Annotated in this window: 13 protein-coding genes; 7 read left to right on the top strand and 6 right to left on the bottom strand. The window is 69.9% G+C overall.

Annotation, left to right across the window (positions count from 1 at the left end; genetic code table 11):
• The first annotated feature begins 268 nt into the window (after nt 1-268).
• Together ACIRHA_RS11415 and ACIRHA_RS11410 are read left to right on the top strand one after the other, a co-directional pair.
• Nucleotides 269-2,350 carry an alkaline phosphatase family protein gene (locus ACIRHA_RS11415; protein ID WP_403843107.1) on the top strand — a complete coding sequence of 694 codons (2,082 nt, stop codon included), beginning with the start codon at nt 269-271 and terminating at the stop codon, nt 2,348-2,350.
• Nucleotides 2,351-2,440: 90 nt separating this feature from the next.
• A complete protein-coding gene (locus ACIRHA_RS11410) occupies nt 2,441-3,847 on the top strand; it encodes an amino acid permease (RefSeq protein WP_403843105.1) in 1,407 nt (468 codons plus the stop codon).
• Between the two features lie 82 nt (nt 3,848-3,929).
• Here the strand turns inward: ACIRHA_RS11410 and ACIRHA_RS11405 are convergent, their stop codons facing one another.
• Nucleotides 3,930-5,558 (bottom strand): DUF6345 domain-containing protein, encoded by a 1,629-nt coding sequence (locus tag ACIRHA_RS11405; protein WP_403843102.1) that lies wholly within the window; start codon nt 5,556-5,558, stop codon nt 3,930-3,932.
• A 319-nt stretch (nt 5,559-5,877) separates the two neighbouring features.
• Here ACIRHA_RS11405 and ACIRHA_RS11400 point away from each other — a divergent pair, with 319 nt between their 5' ends.
• Nucleotides 5,878-6,306, top strand: coding sequence for an OsmC family protein (locus ACIRHA_RS11400; protein ID WP_403843100.1), 429 nt, complete (start codon nt 5,878-5,880; stop codon nt 6,304-6,306).
• A gap of 93 nt (nt 6,307-6,399) precedes the next feature.
• Nucleotides 6,400-8,271, top strand: a complete 1,872-nt coding sequence (gene dnaK / locus ACIRHA_RS11395) for a molecular chaperone DnaK (RefSeq protein WP_403843097.1) — start codon at nt 6,400-6,402, stop codon at nt 8,269-8,271.
• A 4-nt stretch (nt 8,272-8,275) separates the two neighbouring features.
• Here dnaK and ACIRHA_RS11390 read toward each other — a convergent pair whose 3' ends face one another.
• Genes ACIRHA_RS11390 through ACIRHA_RS11370 form a run of 5 tightly spaced genes read right to left on the bottom strand, consistent with a single transcriptional unit; the run spans nt 8,276 to nt 15,806 of the window.
• A complete protein-coding gene (locus ACIRHA_RS11390) occupies nt 8,276-9,139 on the bottom strand; it encodes a helix-turn-helix domain-containing protein (RefSeq protein WP_403843095.1) in 864 nt (287 codons plus the stop codon).
• 20 nt (nt 9,140-9,159) lie between these two features.
• Nucleotides 9,160-9,882 carry a respiratory nitrate reductase subunit gamma gene (gene narI, locus ACIRHA_RS11385; RefSeq protein ID WP_403843092.1) on the bottom strand — a complete coding sequence of 241 codons (723 nt, stop codon included), beginning with the start codon at nt 9,880-9,882 and terminating at the stop codon, nt 9,160-9,162.
• Nucleotides 9,879-10,469, bottom strand: coding sequence for a nitrate reductase molybdenum cofactor assembly chaperone (gene narJ, locus ACIRHA_RS11380; protein ID WP_403843089.1), 591 nt, complete (start codon nt 10,467-10,469; stop codon nt 9,879-9,881). The genes narI and narJ overlap by 4 nt, the downstream gene beginning before the upstream one ends.
• 11 nt (nt 10,470-10,480) lie before the next feature.
• Nucleotides 10,481-12,118, bottom strand: coding sequence for a nitrate reductase subunit beta (gene narH, locus ACIRHA_RS11375; protein ID WP_403843087.1), 1,638 nt, complete (start codon nt 12,116-12,118; stop codon nt 10,481-10,483).
• Between the two features lies 1 nt (nt 12,119).
• Nucleotides 12,120-15,806: a nitrate reductase subunit alpha gene (locus tag ACIRHA_RS11370; protein WP_403843084.1), complete on the bottom strand. Its 3,687-nt coding sequence runs from the start codon at nt 15,804-15,806 to the stop codon at nt 12,120-12,122.
• 115 nt (nt 15,807-15,921) lie between these two features.
• Here ACIRHA_RS11370 and ACIRHA_RS11365 point away from each other — a divergent pair, with 115 nt between their 5' ends.
• The 3 genes from ACIRHA_RS11365 to ACIRHA_RS11355 all read left to right on the top strand — a co-directional run bounded on the left by ACIRHA_RS11365 (nt 15,922) and on the right by ACIRHA_RS11355 (nt 18,743).
• Nucleotides 15,922-16,242 carry a hypothetical protein gene (locus ACIRHA_RS11365; RefSeq protein WP_403843082.1) on the top strand — a complete coding sequence of 107 codons (321 nt, stop codon included), beginning with the start codon at nt 15,922-15,924 and terminating at the stop codon, nt 16,240-16,242.
• Nucleotides 16,243-16,386: 144 nt separating this feature from the next.
• Nucleotides 16,387-16,692 (top strand): 4a-hydroxytetrahydrobiopterin dehydratase, encoded by a 306-nt coding sequence (locus tag ACIRHA_RS11360; RefSeq protein ID WP_403843080.1) that lies wholly within the window; start codon nt 16,387-16,389, stop codon nt 16,690-16,692.
• Between the two features lie 176 nt (nt 16,693-16,868).
• Nucleotides 16,869-18,743 carry a rhamnogalacturonan lyase gene (locus ACIRHA_RS11355; protein WP_403843078.1) on the top strand — a complete coding sequence of 625 codons (1,875 nt, stop codon included), beginning with the start codon at nt 16,869-16,871 and terminating at the stop codon, nt 18,741-18,743.
• The last annotated feature ends 720 nt before the right edge of the window (nt 18,744-19,463 follow it).

Here is a 19,463-nt window from a genome sequence, read left to right as displayed (position 1 = left end):
GGGGGGGGGCGGCCGCGGGGGCGGCGGCGCGCGGCCCGCCCCCTGCCGCTGGCGCGCCCCCCCCCCCCGGGGCGGCCCCCCCCCCCCCCGGGGGGGGGGGGCCCCCCCCCCGCGGCCGCAACACCGTCTCCGCGCAAACGGTATGAAACCCTGACCACACCTGACCAAAGAGGGGAGCCGAAAAGTGGCCGGAGGCCGATGGTGGGCACGGGCGGCAAGCACAGCCTGGCGATCGGCCACGGTGTGGGCCGCATGCACCCTCACCATGATGCTCCTCGCAGGCATCCTGCCCGACTTCAAGCTCACCTCCGACGACGGCGACAGCATGACCCGCGTCGCCGTCACCGCCGCCCTCGGCGCCGCCGCCTTCGCCCTGCTCTCGGCCCTCGTCTGGCCGATCCTCGTCCGCGCCCTGCTGCTCGTACCCGCGCTCGTCCTCGGCCTCGTCGTGTTCTTCCTCAACGGCGCCGTGCTGCTCATCGCGCTGCACCTCATCCCGGACGGCAGGGGAGAGGCCGGACCCGAGACCGCGGTCGTCGTGGCCGCGGTCATGTCGGCCGTGGCGTCCGCGACCGGCGGTGCGCTCGCCGTCCGGGACGACGACGCGTACCGCAGGCGCCTGTACCGGCTCGCCGACCGCAGGCGCCGCAGAGGCTCCGAGGACACCACCTGCCCGCCCACCCCCGGCACCGTCTTCATCCAGCTCGACGGCGTAGGACACGAAGTGCTGCGCCGCGCCGCGCGCGACGACGTCATGCCGACGATCAACTCCTGGCTGCACGACGGCAGCCACCGCCTCACCCCCTGGCGCACCGACTGGTCGAGCCAGACCGGCGCCAGCCAGCTCGGCATCCTGCACGGTTCCAATCACGACGTCCCGGCCTTCCGCTGGTACGAGAAGGACACCGGCGAGACGCAGGTGTCCAACCGGCCCACCAGCGCCGCCGAACTCCAGCGCCGCGCCGTCGCGCACACCGGCGACGGCGGACTGCTCACCGTCGACGGCGCCAGCCGGGGCAACCTGTTCAGCGGCGGCGCGGAACAGGTCGCGCTCGTGCTGTCCGTCGCCGCCCGGCGCGGCAAGCAGAACCGCTCACGGGCCGGCTACTTCGCCTACTTCTCCGACCCGGCGAACGCCGTCCGCACCGTGCTGTCCTTCTTCGCCGAGGTCGGCCGCGAGATCGGCCAGTCCACGCGGTCCCGCCTGCGCAAGGAGCGGCCGCGGATGGGGCGCGGCGGCCTGTACCCGTTCATCCGCGCCTTCGCGACCGTCGTCGAGCGGGACGTCGTCGTCGCGGCCGTCATCGGCGACATGCTCGCGGGCCGCAGCGCCGTCTACGCCGACCTCGTGGCCTACGACGAGGTGGCGCACCACTCGGGACCGTTCGGCCGGGACGCGCGGAAGGTGCTCGAACGCCTCGACCGCTCGCTCGCGCTGCTCGTCAAGGTCGCCGAGCACGCGTCGCGCCCGTACCGCATCGTCGTCCTCTCCGACCACGGGCAGAGCCCCGGCGAGACCTTCCGCGGCCGCTACGGGCTCACGCTCCAGGACCTGGTCCGCGCGGGCTGCGGGCTGCCTGTGCCGCGCAAGGCGGGCCGCACGCGCAGCGGCGCCGAGGCCCGCGCCGCCGTGCGGGCCGCGCTGCACCGGCCCGTCGAGGAGGGCGCGGGCAAGGGGAAGCGCAGCGAACCGATCGTGCTGGCCTCCGGCAACCTCGGCCTCGTCTCGTTCCCGGACGTCCCGCACCGGATGACCCGCGAGGAGATCGACGCCCGCAACCCGGCTCTCCTTCCGACCCTCGCCAACCATCCGGGCATCGGCTTCCTCCTCGTACGCAGTGAGGAGCACGGCGCGGTCGTGTTGGGGGCGCGGGGCGTGGAGGTGCCGCTGGCCGAGCTCGCCGACGGCGAGGGGCCGCTCGCCGACTTCGGTCCGGGCGCGGCCGACGCCGTGCGCCGCACCGACTCCTTCCCGCACACCGCCGACATCATGGTCAACTCCATGTACGACCCGCTGGACGGCGAAGTCCTCGCCTTCGAGGAGCAGATCGGCTCGCACGGCGGGCTCGGCGGCGCCCAGAGCCGGCCGTTCCTGCTCTCGCCCGCGGAGCTGTCCGAGCCGGTGCCGCAGGGCGAGGACCTGGTCGGCGCCGAACAGGTGCACCGGGTGCTGCGCCGCTGGCTGACCGAGGGGCACGGACCGCAGATCCCGATGCGGGTCACACCGCTGTCCCTGGACCCACCTGCGACGAAGCCCCTGGAACGACCCGTGGAGAATTCCCTACGGCGGGAGCCCGGCGGTGCATCATTTGCGGCCACGCCCCCGGAGCCGCAGGACAATTCCGCCTGATTTGGAGCGCGGCGGGAGCCCACCGGACCATGGGCCCCGCCACCCGGCGATCCCGAGGTGGCTCAGCACAATCGAGAGGCACTTCCCCCCATGCTCGACACCGGGACTGCCCCCGCTCCCGAGACGGCTCCGGCAGCGGACGACGACCAGAACGCGGACGGTCGCGACGGCAAGCACGCCCGCAGGTTCGGCCTTCCCATCGCGACGGCCCTGGTCATGGGCAACATCATCGGCGGCGGCATCTTCCTGCTGCCCGCCTCCGTGGCCCCGTACGGCACGATCTCGCTGGTCGCCTTCGGTGTCCTGACGGTCGGCGCCATCGCCCTCGCGCTCGTCTTCGGACGGCTCGCGAAGCGGCACCCGCAGACCGGCGGCCCCTACGTGTACGCCCGTGAGGCCTTCGGCGACTTCGCCGGGTTCCTCGCCGCGTGGAGCTACTGGATCACCTCGTGGGTGTCGAACGCGGCGCTCGCCGTCGCCGCCGTCGGCTACCTCGACGTGCTGCTGCCGATCCACGGTTCGACGTTCTGGACGATCGTCGCGGCGCTCGCCTGCCAGTGGCTGCCCGCGCTCGCCAACCTCGCGGGCACCCGCTACGTCGGCGCGGTCCAGCTGGTCTCCACCGTCCTGAAGTTCGCGCCGCTGGTACTCGTCGCGGTCGGCGGCCTGTTCTTCTTCGACGCCGACAACCTCGGCCCGTTCCAGGCCGGCGGCGGGGACTCCCCGGTCGGCGCGATCTCGGCATCCGCCGCGATCCTGCTCTTCAGCTACCTGGGCGTCGAGTCCGCCTCCATGAGCGCGGGCGAGGTCCGCGACCCGGAGCGCAACGTCGGCCGGGCCACGGTCCTCGGCACCGCTCTCGCCGCACTGGTGTACCTGCTGTGCACGGTCTCCGTCTTCGGCACCGTCGCCCACGACAAGCTGGTGGACTCCACCGCGCCGATGACCGACTCCGTCAACGTGATGTTCGGCGGCACATGGGGCGGCACGGCGGTCGCGATCGCCGCGGTCGTCTCGATCCTCGGCGCGCTCAACGGCTGGACGCTGCTCTCCGCGCAGGCGCCGTACGCCCCCGCGAAGGACGGCCTGTTCCCGGCCGCGTTCGCCCGCAAGAAGCGCGGCGTCCCGACGTTCGGCGTGCTCGTCGGCGTCGCCCTCGCCTCGCTCCTGACCATCTACAACTACACGGCGGGCTCCGAGGGCGTCTTCGAGTCCCTCGTGCTCATCACGACGTTCACGGCGACGGTCCCGTACCTCCTCGCCACGGCCGCGCAGATCTACTTCCTGCTGTCGGGCCAGGGCCACCGGGTGAGCAAGGGCCGCCTCGCGCGCGACATGACGCTCGCGCTCGCCGCGTTCGGCTTCTCGATGTGGCTGGTCGGCGGCGCCGGCTACGCGGCCGTCTACCAGGGCGTCATCTTCCTGTTCGTGGGCGTCCTCGTCTACGCGTGGATGTCGGCCCGCAAGAACCGCCAATCAAGCCCCGCCGGCGATTGAGGCGCGGGGTCCGGGGCAGAGCCCCGAGACGTAGGCCCGGCCGACCCGCACCCAGCGAGCCGGCCGGACCTGACCTCGTCGGCTACCTCGCGATGGGCGCGGTCACCCACCTCAGCTTCCGGAACATCCCGTCCCGCGACCCGATCTCAACCAACTTCCGCGCCGCGGGATACGCCTCGTTGCCCTCGATCTCGTACCCGACCTCCAGGGACCCGGGCACATCCCTGACCTCAAGCTGCGCCTCGATGTCGGCCGCGGAGCGCGAGCCGTCCGCGGCCATCGCCGACAGATGGGCGATACGCCGCTGCTGCGCCTCGTCGAGCGCCTGCCGCGGGTCCCGCGAACCGGGCGAGGCCAGCGCCTGCTGCCCCTTCCCGGACGGCGGCGCGACCGCGGACGCGGGCGTGCGGGTCTCGCCGGTGGGCGTACGCGTGGACAGGGTCGCCTGGACGACCGTGCCGTCGTTGTCGAGCGCGACCCGGAACTCGCCGCGGCCCGGCGTGATCACCGGTACGCCGTCGAAGGCCTGCCGGAACGTGACGTGCGTCTGCAGCGACACCGGCTCACCGATCTGCGAGCCGTCCTTCTTGCCGCTGTTCTGCATCAGGTCGTGCACACCGTCCACGATCAGCTCGACGCCCTCCGCGTGTTCCTGCGCGAACCGCTGCGCGAGCTCGACCGCGCGCTCGGTCGCCAGCTGGCGCGTATTGCGGTGGTTGGCCTCGGCCAGCTTCACCCAGCGCACCGCCTGCGGCGCCGTCGAGATGAACCGGTCGCCGGAACTCGCGCTGAGCACGCCCTGCCGCTCGACCTGCACTTCTTGCAGCGCCGCCGCCGGGAAGTGCGCGAGGCGGCCGGCCGCGGTGAGCTCCTCGCTCGGGTCGCGCGGCGCCAGCTGCACGATCTGCGGGCTCTGCGGCGCCTGCGTCAACGGATCGCGCAGGCCTTCGCGCGCGTAGTACCAGCGCCACACGTACCAGTTGTCCGGGACGTGTTCCCGGTAGAAGTTGCGCTCGGAGTTCAGCCGGTTCTGCGCCTCCGCCTGGGTCGAACCGGTGGCGCACACCGACGGCGCCTGGCCGTGGTAGATGTCCCAACTCGCGTTCAGCCACGCGTCGCAGTACGTCTGACCGGCCCGCCACTTCTCCCAGAACTTCTTGCCGTAGTCCGGGCTGTCGATGCTCGTCGTCTCGAACCCGAAGATCATCCGGGAGCCGAGGTTGGGCCCGGCCCAGGTGCGGATGGGGGAGTGTCCGTCGAGGACGCGCAGCGAGTTGCACGTCGACCAGAACACGTAGTTGGCCTTCTCGTTGCCGAACGCCATCCGGTTGGAGATCGCGTCCGAGCGGTTGTCCCACTGGGCGCCGAGCGGCGCGAAGAACACGCCGTTGCCGTCCATGCCGCCGTGCCCCGAGTGGTACACGGCGACGACGGCGTCCACGCCGTACCGGTCCTGCCAGTTGTCGTACGTCTCTTCGTACGCCCACACCTGTACGCCGCTGTCGGCGAACCAGAAGTTGCGGTCGTAGAACTGCTGGAGGTACGCGAGCCAGCCGGTCGCGTCCTCGTGCGTGTGGGAGAGCGGGTTCTGGTTGACGAACTTCTGGATGCTGAACGCACCCCACCAGCCGAACGTCGAATCCCGGTCGGTCGCGCCCGGCTTCCCGGTCTCCAGTGGTGACGGACCCTGGTCCGCGTAGATCATGCGCATGGTCTGACCCCCTGCGAATTCCCCCTGAAACCCCCAGAGCGGGAGGCCCCAAACTGTCACCGCCACGCCCCTTTGCCCAGCACCCTTTCCAGCCACACATCCGGAGCCCCACCCGGCGTTGCGGTTACGGGGCTCCGCCCCGGCCCCCGCGCCTCAAACGCCGGCGATTGAGGCGATCAAGCCCCTGCGGCGATTGAGCAGCGGGGTCCGGGGCAGAGCCCCGCAACCGCGACCGCGGCTCCCGTGAACAAGACCCCGCCACCCCGGATGTGATCGGATGGAACGGACACGTACACCCCAACCCGGGAAAGGACCCCCCGTGGCAACGACCCGCTCCGCCCACACCGTGTGGGAAGGCACCCTCTTCGAGGGCGCCGGCACCGTCACTTTCGACTCGTCCGGCATCGGTCAGCAGCCGGTGTCCTGGGCGTCCCGCGCCGAGGAGGCGAACGGCAAGACCAGCCCGGAAGAGCTGATCGCGGCCGCGCACTCCTCGTGCTTCTCCATGGCGCTCTCCAACGGCCTGTCCGGCGCGGGCACCCCGCCCACCAAGCTGGTCACCTCCGCGGACGTCACGTTCCAGCCGGGCGAGGGCATCACCGGCATCCACCTCACCGTCGAGGGCACGGTCCCCGGCCTCGATGAGCAGGGCTTCCAGGCGGCCGCGGAGGACGCCAAGAAGAACTGCCCCGTGAGCCAGGCCCTCACCGGCACGACGATCACCCTCACCGCCAAGCTGGGCGGCTGAGCGTCCGCGCTCTTGACGTAGGCCCGCTCACGCCCTGTGCTGGATCCGGACGTGAGCGGGCCTTCGCGGAGAAAGCGGAAATGGGGACGCGTCATGGGGCGTGCGGTAGGTATCGATCTCGGTACGACGAACTCGGTGGTGGCCGTGCTCGAGGGCGGTGAGCCCACCGTCATCGCCAACGCGGAGGGCGCGCGCACCACGCCCTCGATCGTCGCCTTCGCCAGGTCGTCGAGCGCCGAGGTGCTCGTCGGCGAGGTCGCCAAGCGGCAGGCCGTGACGAACGTCGAGCGCACCGCGCGCTCCGTCAAACGTCATATGGGGGACGGGAATTGGCGCTTCCCCGACACCGGAGACATCGACGGGCACCGCTACAGCGCCCAGGAGCTCGCCGCCCGCGTCCTGCAGAAACTCAAGCGTGACGCCGAGTCGTACCTCGGCGAGGACGTCGTCGACGCCGTCGTCACCGTGCCCGCCTACTTCGACGACGCGCAGCGCCAGGCCACGAAGGAGGCCGGCGAGATCGCGGGCCTCAAGGTGCTGCGCATCGTCAACGAGCCGACCGCCGCCGCGCTCGCGTACGGGCTCGACAAGGGCGACGAGCAGACGGTCCTCGTCTTCGACCTGGGCGGTGGCACCTTCGATGTCTCGCTCCTGGAGATGGGCGAGGGCGTCATCGAGGTGAAGGCCACCAACGGTGACACCCAACTCGGCGGCGACGACTGGGACCAGCGGATCGTGGACCATCTCGCGCGGCAGTTCAAGAACGCCCACGGCATCGACCTCGCCGGCGACAAGATGGCCGTGCAGCGGCTGCGCGAGGGCGCCGAGAAGGCCAAGATCGAGCTGTCCTCGTCCAGCGAGACGAACATCAACCTGCCCTACATCACGGCCTCCGCCGAGGGGCCCCTGCACCTCGACGAGAAGCTGACGCGCGCTCAGCTCCAGGAACTTACCGGGGACTTGCTCGACCGCTGCAAGAAGCCCTTCCACCAGGCCGTCAAGGACGCGGGCGTCGAGCTGAAGGACATCGACCACGTGATCCTGGTCGGCGGGTCCACGCGCATGCCCGCCGTCACCGACCTCGTCAAGGAACTCACCGGGAAGGACCCGCACAAGGGCGTCAACCCGGACGAGGTCGTCGCCGTCGGAGCCACCTACCAGGCCGGTGTGATCCGCGGCGACGTGAAGGACGTACTGCTGCTCGACGTCACCCCGCTGTCGCTCGGCATCGAGACGAAGGGCGGGGTGATGACCAAGCTCATCGAGCGCAACACCACCATTCCCACCCGCCGTTCGGAGATCTTCACGACGGCCGCCGACAACCAGCCCTCCGTCGGCATCCAGGTCTTCCAGGGCGAGCGGGAGATCGCCGCCTACAACAAGAAGCTGGGCGTCTTCGATCTCACGGGCCTTCCGCCCGCGCCGCGCGGCGTGCCGCAGATCGAGGTCACCTTCGACATCGACGCCAACGGGATCATGCACGTGGGGGCCAAGGACCTCGCCACGGGGCGCGAGCAGAAGATGACGGTGACCGGTGGCTCGGCGCTGCCCAAGGACGAGATCGACCGGATGATGCGGGAGGCCGAGGCACACGCCGAGGAGGACCGCACGCGCCGCGAGGCGGCCGAGGTCCGCAACGAGGCGGAGCAGCTCGTGTACCAGACGGAGCGCTTCCTGAGGGACAACGAGGAGCGCATTCCGGCGGACACGCGGGGCCAAGTGCAGGACTCCGTACGGGAGTTGAAGACCGTGCTGGAGTCCAAGGAGTCGTCCACGCAGGAGCTGCGCGAGGGGGCTCGCAAGCTCGCCGAGGTGAGCCAGCGGATGGGGCAGGCGATGTACCAGGCGGCCGCGTCGTCCCAGGAGGACGCACCGCCGGCGCAGGGCCAGGACGCACCCCAGGGGGACGATGTGGTCGACGCCGAGATCGTGGACGACGACAAGCCCCAGGCGGACAAGCCCTGACCGTTCACCCGAGGGCTGCCCGCGCCTCGCTCAGGATCTCCACCGTCCGCGCGGGCCCGGCCGCCTGGGCCACCAGGTGGTCGAGCACCTCCAGGTGCATGCCGACCTCGTCCCGCGCGTCCAGGTACAGGGCCCCGGTCACGTACTCGCTGTAGACCATGTCCGGCAACTCCCTGACCGGGAACCGGAAGAGGGTGAACGGTCCGAACGTGCCGGGGTGCGGCCCCGTCGCGAACTCGGCGATCTGCAGCGTCACATGGGGGCGTTCGGACACCTCGATGAGCCGGTCCAGCTGGCCGCGCAGCACATCGGGGCCGCCGGGCGGGCGCCGCAGCACCGTCTCGTCCATGACGACCCACAGGTTCGGCGAGTCCTCCCGGTCGAGCAGCGACTGGCGGGCCATGCGCAGGTCGATGTGCCGGTCGACCTCCTCGGGCCGGGAGCGGCCCACCGTGCCGGCGTGGAAGACGGCCCGCGCGTACGCTTCCGTCTGCAACAGGCCGGGCACGAAGTGCGGTTCGTAGGCGCGGATCATCGAGGCCGCGCCCTCCAGGCTGACGTACAGGCTGAACCAGTCGGGGAGCACATCGTGGAACCGCTGCCACCAGCCGGGCAGATTCGCGTCCTCGGCGAGGGCCACGAAGGCCTCTATCTCGCGCTCGGGCACCTCGTACAGTTCCAACAGCATCTGCACGTAGGGGATCTTGAGCGCGACCTCGGCGGTCTCCATCCTGCGGATCGTCGCGCTCGCCACGCGCAGCGGCCGGGCCGCCTCCTCGCGCTTGAGTCCGCGGGCCTCGCGCAGGTCGCGCAGCCGGCGACCGAGGACGACCTGGCCCACGGTGGGCGCGGGCCGACGTTCACTCACCTTTGTACGTCTCCCAGGAACTAGGAGCCGGTGCGCTCCCACCCCCGACGCTCCGGCCGTGCGCCGAGGCGCCGCGGGTCGCGGCTGCGGTAAACGACGTACGGGCGGAACAGGTACTGCACCGGCGCGCTGAACATATGCACGAGCCGGGTGAACGGTACCAGCGCGATCAGTAGCATGCCCACTACTGCGTGAATCTGATAGAGAACGGGCACTCCGTCCATCAGCGCCACGTCCGGGCTCAGCGTGAACAGGCTGCGCGACCACGGGCCGATGGTCTGCCGGTAGTCGTAGCCGTTGCCGCTGGAGTGCGTGAGCTTGGCGACCATGCCGAGGACGAGGGCACCCAGCAGGAATACGTACATGGCCTTGTCGTTGCGCGTCGTGGCGAGCAGCACAGGGGCCTTGGTGCGGCGCCGATACACCAGCATCGCGATGCCGGCCACCGCGAGCACGCCCGCGAAGGTGCCGCCGATCAGCGAGAACATGTGGTAGGTGTGCTCGCTGACGCCGACCTTCTCCGTCCATGACTCCGGGATGAACAGGCCGACGATGTGTCCCACGAGCACGAAGAGGATGCCGTAGTGGAACACCGGCGACGCGATGTTGAGCAGCTTCGACTCGTAGACCTGCGACGAGCGCGTCGTCCAGCCGAACTTGTCGTAGCGGTGGCGCCAGATGGTGCCCGCGATCAGCAGGACGAACGCTACGTAGGGCAGGACGCCCCAGACCGCCGTATTCACCGGGCGTGCTCCTTCTCGAGGAGGGGGAGGCGGGCGAAGGGTTCGAGTCCGACGTCCTCCTGGGGCGGTCCCGACCGGGCCAGGGCCTGCGCCTCGGCCCGGTCCTTGGGGGAGGGGCCCGGCAGGGCGGCGCACACCGCGTTGAGGACGGTGGCGTACGGGGTGCCGTGGTCGGTGAGGGCGAACCGCAGCAGTTCGAGTCCCGCGCGGTGCTCCTCCAGCAGGAACGTGCCCTCCTGCGCGGAGAATTCGAGGACGGCGGGCAGGAAGTCCGGGAGTTCCTCGCCGGTGAACTCCATGCCGTGCTCCCGGTAGACCTCCTTCATCCGCACCAGGGACATGCCGCGCCGCCGGGTGTCACCGTCGCGCCACCACGTCAGGTACAGGCTGTGCCGGTTCTTGAAATCGAAGACCTGGACGTAGTGGGCGGCCAGGTCCTGCATCGGCGTGGCCTCCGCGTGCTCGACGAAGGGGGCGAGCGGCGGGGCGGCCGCGCGAATCAGCGGGAGCCGCTGGTAGAACTCCTCGTCCGGGTACGTGAGGCAGAGCGCGGACGCCTGAAGGAGCAGGGAGGTGCGGTCGGTCATGGTGTCTCCTCCTAGGCGGTGCTGTCTGGGCTGTGCGTGCTGTCCGTGCTGTCGGCGGTCTGCCGTTCCTTGCTGAGCTGGAAGTTCTCGACGGAGACGACGGGCAGCAGCTTGCGGCCGTCGGCGACGGTCGTCCCGGAGTCGCCGCCGAAGGGGCCCTCGCCGCCCATGCCGGGACCGCCCTCGTGGTCGAGCGAGCAGGTGTCCGACGGCAGCGCGGACTCCTCCAGGCGCTCCGCGTCGCCGACCGCCGCGGTCGGGATCACGTACCGGTCCTCGTACTTGGCGATGGCGAGCAGCTTGTACATCTCCTCGATCTCGTACGGTGACATGCCGACGGACTCGGCGATCGAACCGTCGGGCAGGTCACCGAGGTTGATGGCCCGCATGTGCGAGCGCATCGCGGCCAGCTTCTCCAGCGAGGCGCGCACGGGCTTGGTGTCACCCGCCGTGAAGATCTCCGCCAGGTATTCGAGGGGGATGCGCAGTGTGTCGATCGCCCCGAACAGGTTCGCGTGGTCCTCGCCGTCGTGCCCGGTCTCGGTGAGCGCGTCGACGACGGGGGAGAGCGGCGGGATGTACCAGACCATCGGCATCGTCCGGTACTCCGGGTGCAGCGGCAGCGCCACCTTGTACTTGCTGATGAGCGCGTGCACGGGCGAGCGCCGCGCGGCCTCCATCCAGTCGTACGGGATCCCCGCCTCCTCGGCGGCCCGCTGCACGGCCGGGTCCTCGGGGTCGAGGAAGACACCCAACTGCTCCTCGTACAGGTCGTGTTCGTTCGTCGAGGAGGCGGCCTCCGTCACCTTGTCGGCGTCGTAGAGGAGCACGCCGAGGTAGCGGAGCCGGCCCACGCAGGTCTCGGAGCAGACCGTCGGCAGGCCCACCTCGAGGCGCGGGTAGCAGAGCGTGCACTTCTCGGCCTTGCCGGTGCGGTGGTTGAAGTACACCTTCTTGTACGGGCAGCCGGTGACGCACATCCGCCAGCCGCGGCACGAGTCCTGGTCGACGAGGACGATGCCGTCCTCCACCCGCTTGTACATCGCGCCCGAGGGGCAGGACGAGACGCACGACGGGTTGAGGCAGTGCTCGCAGATCCGCGGCAGATAGAACATGAAGGTCTGCTCGAACTGGAACTTGACCTTCTCCGCGGCCTGTTCGCGGGTCTTCTCCACCATCGGGTCGAGATCGCCGTGCTCGGTCGCGCCGCCGAGGTTGTCGTCCCAGTTCGAGGACCACTCGATCTTCATCGGCTTGCCGCTGATGAGCGAGCGCGGCTCGGCGACGGGGTAGTCGTCACCGAGCGGGGCGTCGGTGAGGTTCTTGTAGTCGTACGTCCAGGGCTCGTAGTAGTCCTTGATTTCAGGGAGCTTGGGGTTGGAGAAGATGCCGAGGAGCTTCTTGAACCGGCCGCCGCCCTTCAGCTTCAGGGCGCCCTTCTTGTTGAGCTCCCAGCCGCCGCGCCACTTCTCCTGGTCCTCATAGCGGCGCGGGTACCCCTGGCCGGGGCGGGTCTCGACGTTGTTGAACCAGACGTACTCCATGCCGTTGCGGTTGGTCCACGCCTGCTTGCAGGTGACCGAGCAGGTGTGGCAGCCGATGCACTTGTCGAGGTTCATGACCATCGCGACCTGAGCCATGATGCGCATGTCAGTACTCCACCTTCTGCGAGCGGCGGCGGATGACCGTGACCTCGTCGCGCTGGTTGCCCGTCGGGCCGAGGTAGTTGAACGCCCAGCTCAACTGGGCGTAGCCGCCGATGAGATGGGACGGCTTGAGGATCAACCGGGTGAGCGAGTTGTGGATGCCGCCGCGCTTGCCGGTCGTCTCCGCCTTGGGCACGTTGACGGTGCGCTCCTGCGCGTGGTGCATGTAGACCGTGCCCGCCGGCATCCGGTGCGAGACGATCGCGCGGGCGACCACGACACCGTTGCGGTTCACCGCCTCGATCCAGTCGTTGTCCTTGACCCCGATGGCCTCCGCGTCCTGCGGGGCCATCCAGATGGACTGGCCGCCGCGCGACAGCGCCAGCATGAACAGGTTGTCCTGGTACTCGGAGTGGATGGACCACTTGTTGTGCGGGGTGAGGTAACGGACCGTCACCTCCTTCTCGCCGTCGGGCCCGAGGCGTGGCTCGCCGAACAGCCGGTTCATGTCGAGCGGCGGCCGGTAGATCGGCATCGCCTCGCCCAGCTCGTGCATCCAGTCGTGGTCGATGAAGAAGTGCTGGCGGCCCGTCAAGGTGTGCCAGGGCTTGAGGTGTTCGGTGTTGAGGGTGAACGCCGTGTAGCGGCGCCCGCCGGACTCGCTGCCCGACCACTCCGGCGAGGTGATCACCGGGACGGGCGCGGCCTGCGTGTCCGCGTACGTGATGCGCTTGCCCTCGTGCTCGGCGGACAGGTGCGCCATCTCCTGGCCCGTACGCTCCTCAAGGGTGTGGAAGCCCTGTGTGGCGAGGCGGCCGTTGGTGGTGCCGGACAGGGCGAGGATGGTGTTCGCCGCCTTGACCGCCGTGTCGAGGGACGGCCGGCCGTCGGCGGGGCCGCCGCGCACCGTGCCGTTGCGCTCGCGCAGCTCCGTGACCTCCTGGTCGGGCTTGAGCGCGATCCCCTTGGCGGGCAGGCCGAGTTGTTCGACGAGCGGGCCGAGCGCGGTGAACTTGGCGCCGATCGCGGTGTAGTCGCGCTCGACGACCGTGAGGTTCGGCAGCGTCTTGCCCGGTACCGGCTCGCACTCGCCCTTGCGCCAGTCCAGGACGACGCCGCCGGGCTGTGCGATCTCGCCGGGGGTGTCGTGCTGGAGGGGTGTCGCGACCAAGTCCTTGCGGACGCCCAGGTGTTGGGCGGACAGCTCGCTGAGTTTGTGGGCGAGCGCCTTGAACGTGTCGAAGTCGCTGCGCGCCTGCCACGGCGGGTCCACGGCCGGGGTGAAGGAGTGCACGTAGGGGTGCATGTCCGTGGAGGCGATGTCGTGCTTCTCGTACCAGGTCGCGGCGGGCAGCACCACGTCCGAGAGCAGCGTCGAGGACGTCTGGCGGAAGTCCAGCGAGGTGAGCAGGTCGATCTTGCCCTCGGGGGCCTCGTCGTGCCAGGTCACCGTCGTGGGGCGCTCCTCGGGGGAGGCCTCATCGGCCCGCAGCGAGGAGTGCGTGCCAAGGAGGTGCTTGGTGAAGTACTCGGCGCCCTTCGCGGACGAGCCCAGCAGGTTCGCCCGCCACAGGGTCATCACGCGCGGCCAGTTCTCCGGTGCGTCCGGGTCCTCGCACGCGAACTTCAGTGAGCCCGCCTTGAGTTCGGAGACCGTGTCCTCCACGGACTGCTCACCGAGCGCGAGCGAGCTGCGGTCGAACGTCGGATACGAGGGCATCCAGCCCGAACGCGCCGACAGGGACAGCACATCGGCGCCCGTCATGCCCTCGAAGGCACCCTTGCCGAGCGGCGACGCGAGAACATCCGCGCTGAACCGGTCGTAGCGCCACTGGTCGGTGTTGAGGAAGAAGAACCCGGTACCGATCATCTGCCGCGGCGGCCGCGACCAGTCGTTGGCGGAGGCGAGCGAGGCCCAGCCGGTGACCGGGCGGCACTTCTCCTGGCCGACGTAGTGCGCCCAGCCGCCGCCGTTCCTGCCCTGGCAGCCGGTGAGCTGCAACAGCGACAGGAAGCCCCGGTAGGTGGTCTCGGAGTGGAACCAGTGGTTCGTGCCGGCGCCCATCAGGATCATGCAGCGCCCGCGCGACTTCTCGGCGGTCCGCGCGAACTCCCGCGCGATCTTTACGCACTTGGCGGCCGGTACGGAGGTGTGGATCTCCTGCCAGGCCGGGGTGCCGGGCGTCTCGGTGTCGTCGTACGACGTGGGCCACTGGCCCGGGAGGCCCTCGCGCCCGACGCCGTACTGCGCGAGCAGCAAGTCGAACACGGTGGTCACCAGCGGTCCTTCCTGCCCGCCGAGCCGGGTCGCCGGCACCCCGCGCCGCACGACCTCGCCGCGGCCCTGCCCGTGCGCGCCGCCGTCGGTGTCGAAGCGGGGGAGCAGCACCTCCACGCCGCCCGCCACGTCCGAGTCGTGAAGGCTCAACTTCGGCTGGATATTGCCCAGTTCGAGGTTCCACTTGCCCTTGCCGGACTCGGTCCACCTGAAGCCCAGCGAACCGTTCGGAACGACCGGCTGCCCCGTCGCCTCGTCGAGCACCGCCGTCTTCCACTCGGCGCCCTCGCCGCCCTGCCCGAGATCGGTGGCGCGCAGGAACTTCGACGGCACGTACGCCCCGTCCTTCTCCTCCAGCGTCACCAGGAACGGCAGGTCGGTGAACTTCTTGACGTAGTCCGTGAAGAACGGCGTCTGCTTGTCGACGAAGAACTCCTTGAGGACGACATGCCCCATGGCGAGCGCGAGGGCGCCGTCGGTCCCCGGATGCGGGTGCAGCCACTCGTCGGCGAACTTCGCGTTGTCCGCGTAGTCGGGCGCGACGACCACGACCTTCTGGCCGCGATAGCGCGCCTCCGCCATCCAGTGCGCGTCGGGCGTCCGCGTCACCGGCACATTGGAGCCCCACATCATCAGATACGCGGCGTCCCACCAGTCACCCGACTCGGGGACGTCGGTCTGGTCGCCGAACACCTGCGGCGAGGCCACCGGCAGGTCCGCGTACCAGTCGTAGAACGACAGCATCGGTGCGCCGATCAGCGAGTGGAACCGGGCCCCCGCCGCGTGCGACACCATCGACATCGCGGGAATGGGTGAGAAGCCGGCGATCCGGTCGGGCCCGTACGTCTTGATGGTGTGCACATGCGCCGCGGCGACGATCTCCACGGCCTCGTCCCAGGTGGCGCGCACCAGGCCGCCCTTGCCGCGGGCCTGCTGGTACCTGCGGCGCCGCTCGGGGTCGGCCTGGATGTCGGCCCAGGCGAGCACCGGGTCGTGCAGCCGCGCCTTCGCCTCCCGGTACATCTCCACGAGGACGCCACGGATGTACGGGTAGCGCACACGGGTCGGCGAGTACGTGTACCAGGAGAACGCGGCGCCGCGCGGGCAGCCGCGTGGCTCGTACTCGGGCCGGTCGGGGCCCACGCTCGGATAGTCCGTCTGCTGGGTCTCCCAGGTGATGATGCCGTCCTTGACGTACACCTTCCACCGGCACGAGCCGGTGCAGTTCACGCCGTGCGTGGAGTTCACGACCTTGTCGTGGCTCCAGCGGTCCCGATAGAAGACGTCCCCGTCCCGGCCGCCCTTGATCTGCACGCTGTGCAGGTCCGGCGCTGCCGTCCCCCGCCGGAAGAACCGCCCCGCGCGCAGCAGAGCGGCGTCCGGCTCGGTCGGGGTGCGCGTCGTGTCCGTCACCGTCAGCTCCCTCGATGTCCCGTCCTGGGCACGCTAATGGCGTTGCGTCAGGGCCACACCTCGGCCGGAGCCGTACGAGTAGGCGGCGTGGAGGGCTTCGGCCATTACCCGGGACGTGATCGACCCGCCACCCGCACGCGGGCAGGGTGGTGCCACCGACCCGCTGACGGAGGGTGACCACCATGTCCGCCACCCCGCTCACCACCACCCCGGTCCGGACCCGCACCTGGCTGCGCCGCCTGCTCGCCGCCGACGCGCTCGGCACCGGCCCAACGGCCTCTTCTACGTCGCCGCCTCCGGGCCGATCGGCCGCTTCCTCGGCATCGATCCGGGGCTGCTGCTCGGACTCGGTATCGGCCTGGTCCTGTACGCCGCCGCGTTCGCGGCGCTCCAGTACGCCGCGCCGCGCGGTCAGCCCAGCGTCGACCGGAGGTAGGCGACCGTTACAGCTCCCGCAGCGGCTCCGACCTGGTCAGCGCGATCTGCTGCTCCACACGTAGGGCGCCCACTTCTGACGTGTTCTTGTGCGCGGCGGCGGTCATGGGACGACGGTAGCCGGATCCGGTGGCACGCTGGAGGCATGCCTACTGAACCGCTCTCCCAGAAGGACATCGAAGACCGCCTCACCGAGCTGCCCGGCTGGTCCGTGGAAGGCGACGCGCTCACGCGCACGTACCGCCTGGGCTCGCATTTCGCGGCGGCGGCACTGGTCGTGCACATCGCGCAGACCCAGGAGGACCTGAACCACCACTCGAACCTGACCCTCGGCTACAACACGGTGACCCTCGCGGTGAACACCCACGACGCGGGCGGCGCCCTGACGGCGAAGGACTTCGCGCTGGCGGAGCGGGTCGAGAAACTTGCACCGTCACATGGGGCCACCTGAGCAATTCAAGCCCCTGCGGCGTTTGAGCAGCGGGGTCCGGGGCGGAGCCCCGGTTTCGGGAAGGGGCGGGGTGGGGGAAACTCGCCCGGCTGCCGCACTGAGCGGCAACCCATCGGCGCCCAGCGGCAACTGACGGTGCGTAAGCACACGTCGACCCCGCACCCCCAGGAGCGCCGATGCCCCGCCCCCGCCCCCACCGCAGACGCCGCCGTCTGCTCCTCGCCGCCACCACGGCCGCCGCGCTGGCCGGTACCGGCCTGACGTTGCTGCCCGGTGGCGACGCCTCCGCCGCCACCGCCCGCCAGGCCGAGAAGCTCGACCGCGGCCTGGTCAGCGTGCACACCGACGCCGGCAACCTGGTCAGCTGGAGGTGGCTCGGCACGGACCCGGACAACGTGACGTTCAACGTCTACCGCGCCGGTACGAAGGTCAACTCCGCGCCGGTCACCGGCTCCACGAACTTCTTCCACGACGGCGCGCCCAGCTCCGCCGACTACACCGTGCGGGCCGTCGTGAACGGCACGGAACAGGCCGATTCGGCGCACGCGATCCAGCTCCGCTCCGGCTACAAGGACGTACCGATCACGCCGCCGGCGGGCGGCACCACCCCCGACGGCGTCGCCTACACCTACGAGGCGAACGACGCGTCCGTCGGCGACCTCGACGGCGACGGCGTCCTCGAATTCGTCCTCAAGTGGCAGCCCACCAACGCCAAGGACAACTCGCAGTCCGGCTACACGGGCAACACGATCGTCGACGCGGTGAAGCTCGATGGCACCCGGATGTGGCGCGCAGACCTCGGCAGGAACATCCGCTCGGGCGCCCACTACACCCAGTTCCAGGTGTACGACTACGACGGCGACGGCAAGGCCGAGGTCGCCATGAAGACGTCCGACGGCACGAAGGACGGCAAGGGCACGGTCATCGGCAGCTCCTCGGCCGACCACCGCAATTCGAGTGGCTACGTCCTGTCGGGGCCCGAGTACCTGACCATGTTCAACGGGCAGACCGGCGCCGCCATGGGCAGCGTCGACTACGTTCCCGCGCGCGGCACGGTGTCGTCCTGGGGCGACTCGTACGGCAACAGGGTGGACCGCTTCCTCGCGGGCACCGCCTACCTCGACGGCGCCCGTCCCTCACTCATCATGGCGCGCGGCTACTACACGCGGAGCGTGATCGCGGCCTGGGACTGGCGGGACGGAAAGTTCACCCGCCGCTGGACCTTCGACACCAACTCGTCCACCAACTCCGGGAAGGGGTACGACGGTCAGGGCAACCACCAGCTGTCCGTCGCGGACGTCGACGGCGACGGCAAGGACGAGATCGTCTACGGCGCGATGGCGGTGGACGACAACGGTTCCGGCCTGTGGACGACGAAGAACGGCCACGGCGACGCCATGCACGTCGGCGACCTCGACCCGTCGCGACCAGGGCTTGAGGAGTTCAAGGTCGACGAGGACAGCTCGAAGCCGTCCTCCTGGATGGCCGACGCCAAGACGGGCGGTGTCATCTGGAAGACGGGCACCAATGGTGACAACGGCCGTGGTGTGTCCGGCGACATCTGGTCCGGCAGCGCGGGCGCCGAGTCCTGGTCATCGGCGGAGTCCGGCGTCCGTGACCCCAAGGGCACGGTCGTGAACTCCCACAAGCCGTCCTCCACCAACTTCCTGGCCTGGTGGGACGGAGACACCACCCGCGAACTCCTCGACGGCACACACATCGACAAGTACGGCACATCCTCCGACACCCGCCTCCTGACGGGCTCCGGCGTCCACTCCAACAACGGCACGAAGTCCACGCCTGCCCTGTCCGGTGACATCCTCGGCGACTGGCGCGAGGAGGTCGTCTGGCCGACCACCGACAACACGGCGCTGCGTATCTACTCGACCCCGGTCGAGACCTCGACCCGGATCACCACGCTCCTCCACGACACCCAGTACCGTACGGCCCTGGCCTGGCAGAACACGGCCTACAACCAGCCCCCGCACCCGAGCTTCTTCATCGGCGACAAGATGCCGACGGCGCCACGGCCGACCATCACCACGCCGTGACACCGTGATGTGCTGACGGCGGGCGAGGTGTCTCGGTGGTCAGTCGACGCGGTGCAGCTTGATCTCACGGTTCGCGAAGAGATGCACGTAGCCGCAGAGCTCGATCATGCCCGGGAGGGGAAGCGCAACGCGTGAATTGAGCAAGCCCTGAGCAAGGCCGGTACCGGAGCCCGTCGGGACCGGGCCGGGCGGCCCTCGGAGAGGAGAGGGCCGCCCGGCCCGGTCGTACGGAGCCGCCTTCAGCGGGGCGTTGATCGAGCGGCTCCGCGAACGGGACCGCGGCACCGGCCGCGGCTCCGTTGATCGCAAAATTGGTGGGCGCTGAATTCGAGCCACTGCAAAAGAATTGCGCGCCGGCCGAAGCGGCGGAGACGGCCGCAATTCTCCCTGGTGACCGGCATTCTTCGCGGTGATCGCTGGCCCGACAGTCGGCGCCCAGCACCCAACTCCCGTTGTGGGCATGGCAGTTGTAGGGCGCGGCGCCGCCGGGTTCGTCTCTGGCCCGGTCTTTTGTTCGGCGGTTTCCTCCTGATGCGGCTCGGCAATACGTGAACCAGTGGGAGCGCTCCCAAGGATGCGGACGGGGCAATAGACGGTCAAGAGGTTTGAGGGGTCGAATAAATTCGACAGCGAAAGTTCGGAACTCGTCTGTTGCTTGACGGCAGTTCCTTCTCTAAAGTCACCCAGCAACCAGTGGGAGCGAATCCACCAGTCGACGCG

The organism is Streptomyces sp. NPDC102360 (genome assembly GCF_044766085.1).
Lineage (GTDB): Bacteria > Actinomycetota > Actinomycetes > Streptomycetales > Streptomycetaceae > Streptomyces.
This window is presented reverse-complemented; position numbering and strand designations above follow the sequence as displayed.

Bases quoted from the DNA above. Each gene is read 5' to 3' on its own strand.
- ACIRHA_RS11415 (WP_403843107.1), top strand. From the start codon at position 269: ATGCTCCTCGCAGGCATCCTGCCCGACTTCAAGCTCACCTCCGACGAC.
- ACIRHA_RS11410 (WP_403843105.1), top strand. From the start codon at position 2,441: ATGCTCGACACCGGGACTGCCCCCGCTCCCGAGACGGCTCCGGCAGCG.
- ACIRHA_RS11405 (WP_403843102.1), bottom strand. From the start codon at position 5,558: ATGCGCATGATCTACGCGGACCAGGGTCCGTCACCACTGGAGACCGGG.
- dnaK (WP_403843097.1), top strand. From the start codon at position 6,400: ATGGGGCGTGCGGTAGGTATCGATCTCGGTACGACGAACTCGGTGGTG.
- narJ (WP_403843089.1), bottom strand. From the start codon at position 10,469: ATGACCGACCGCACCTCCCTGCTCCTTCAGGCGTCCGCGCTCTGCCTC.
- narH (WP_403843087.1), bottom strand. From the start codon at position 12,118: ATGCGCATCATGGCTCAGGTCGCGATGGTCATGAACCTCGACAAGTGC.
- ACIRHA_RS11360 (WP_403843080.1), top strand. From the start codon at position 16,387: ATGCCTACTGAACCGCTCTCCCAGAAGGACATCGAAGACCGCCTCACC.
- ACIRHA_RS11355 (WP_403843078.1), top strand. From the start codon at position 16,869: ATGCCCCGCCCCCGCCCCCACCGCAGACGCCGCCGTCTGCTCCTCGCC.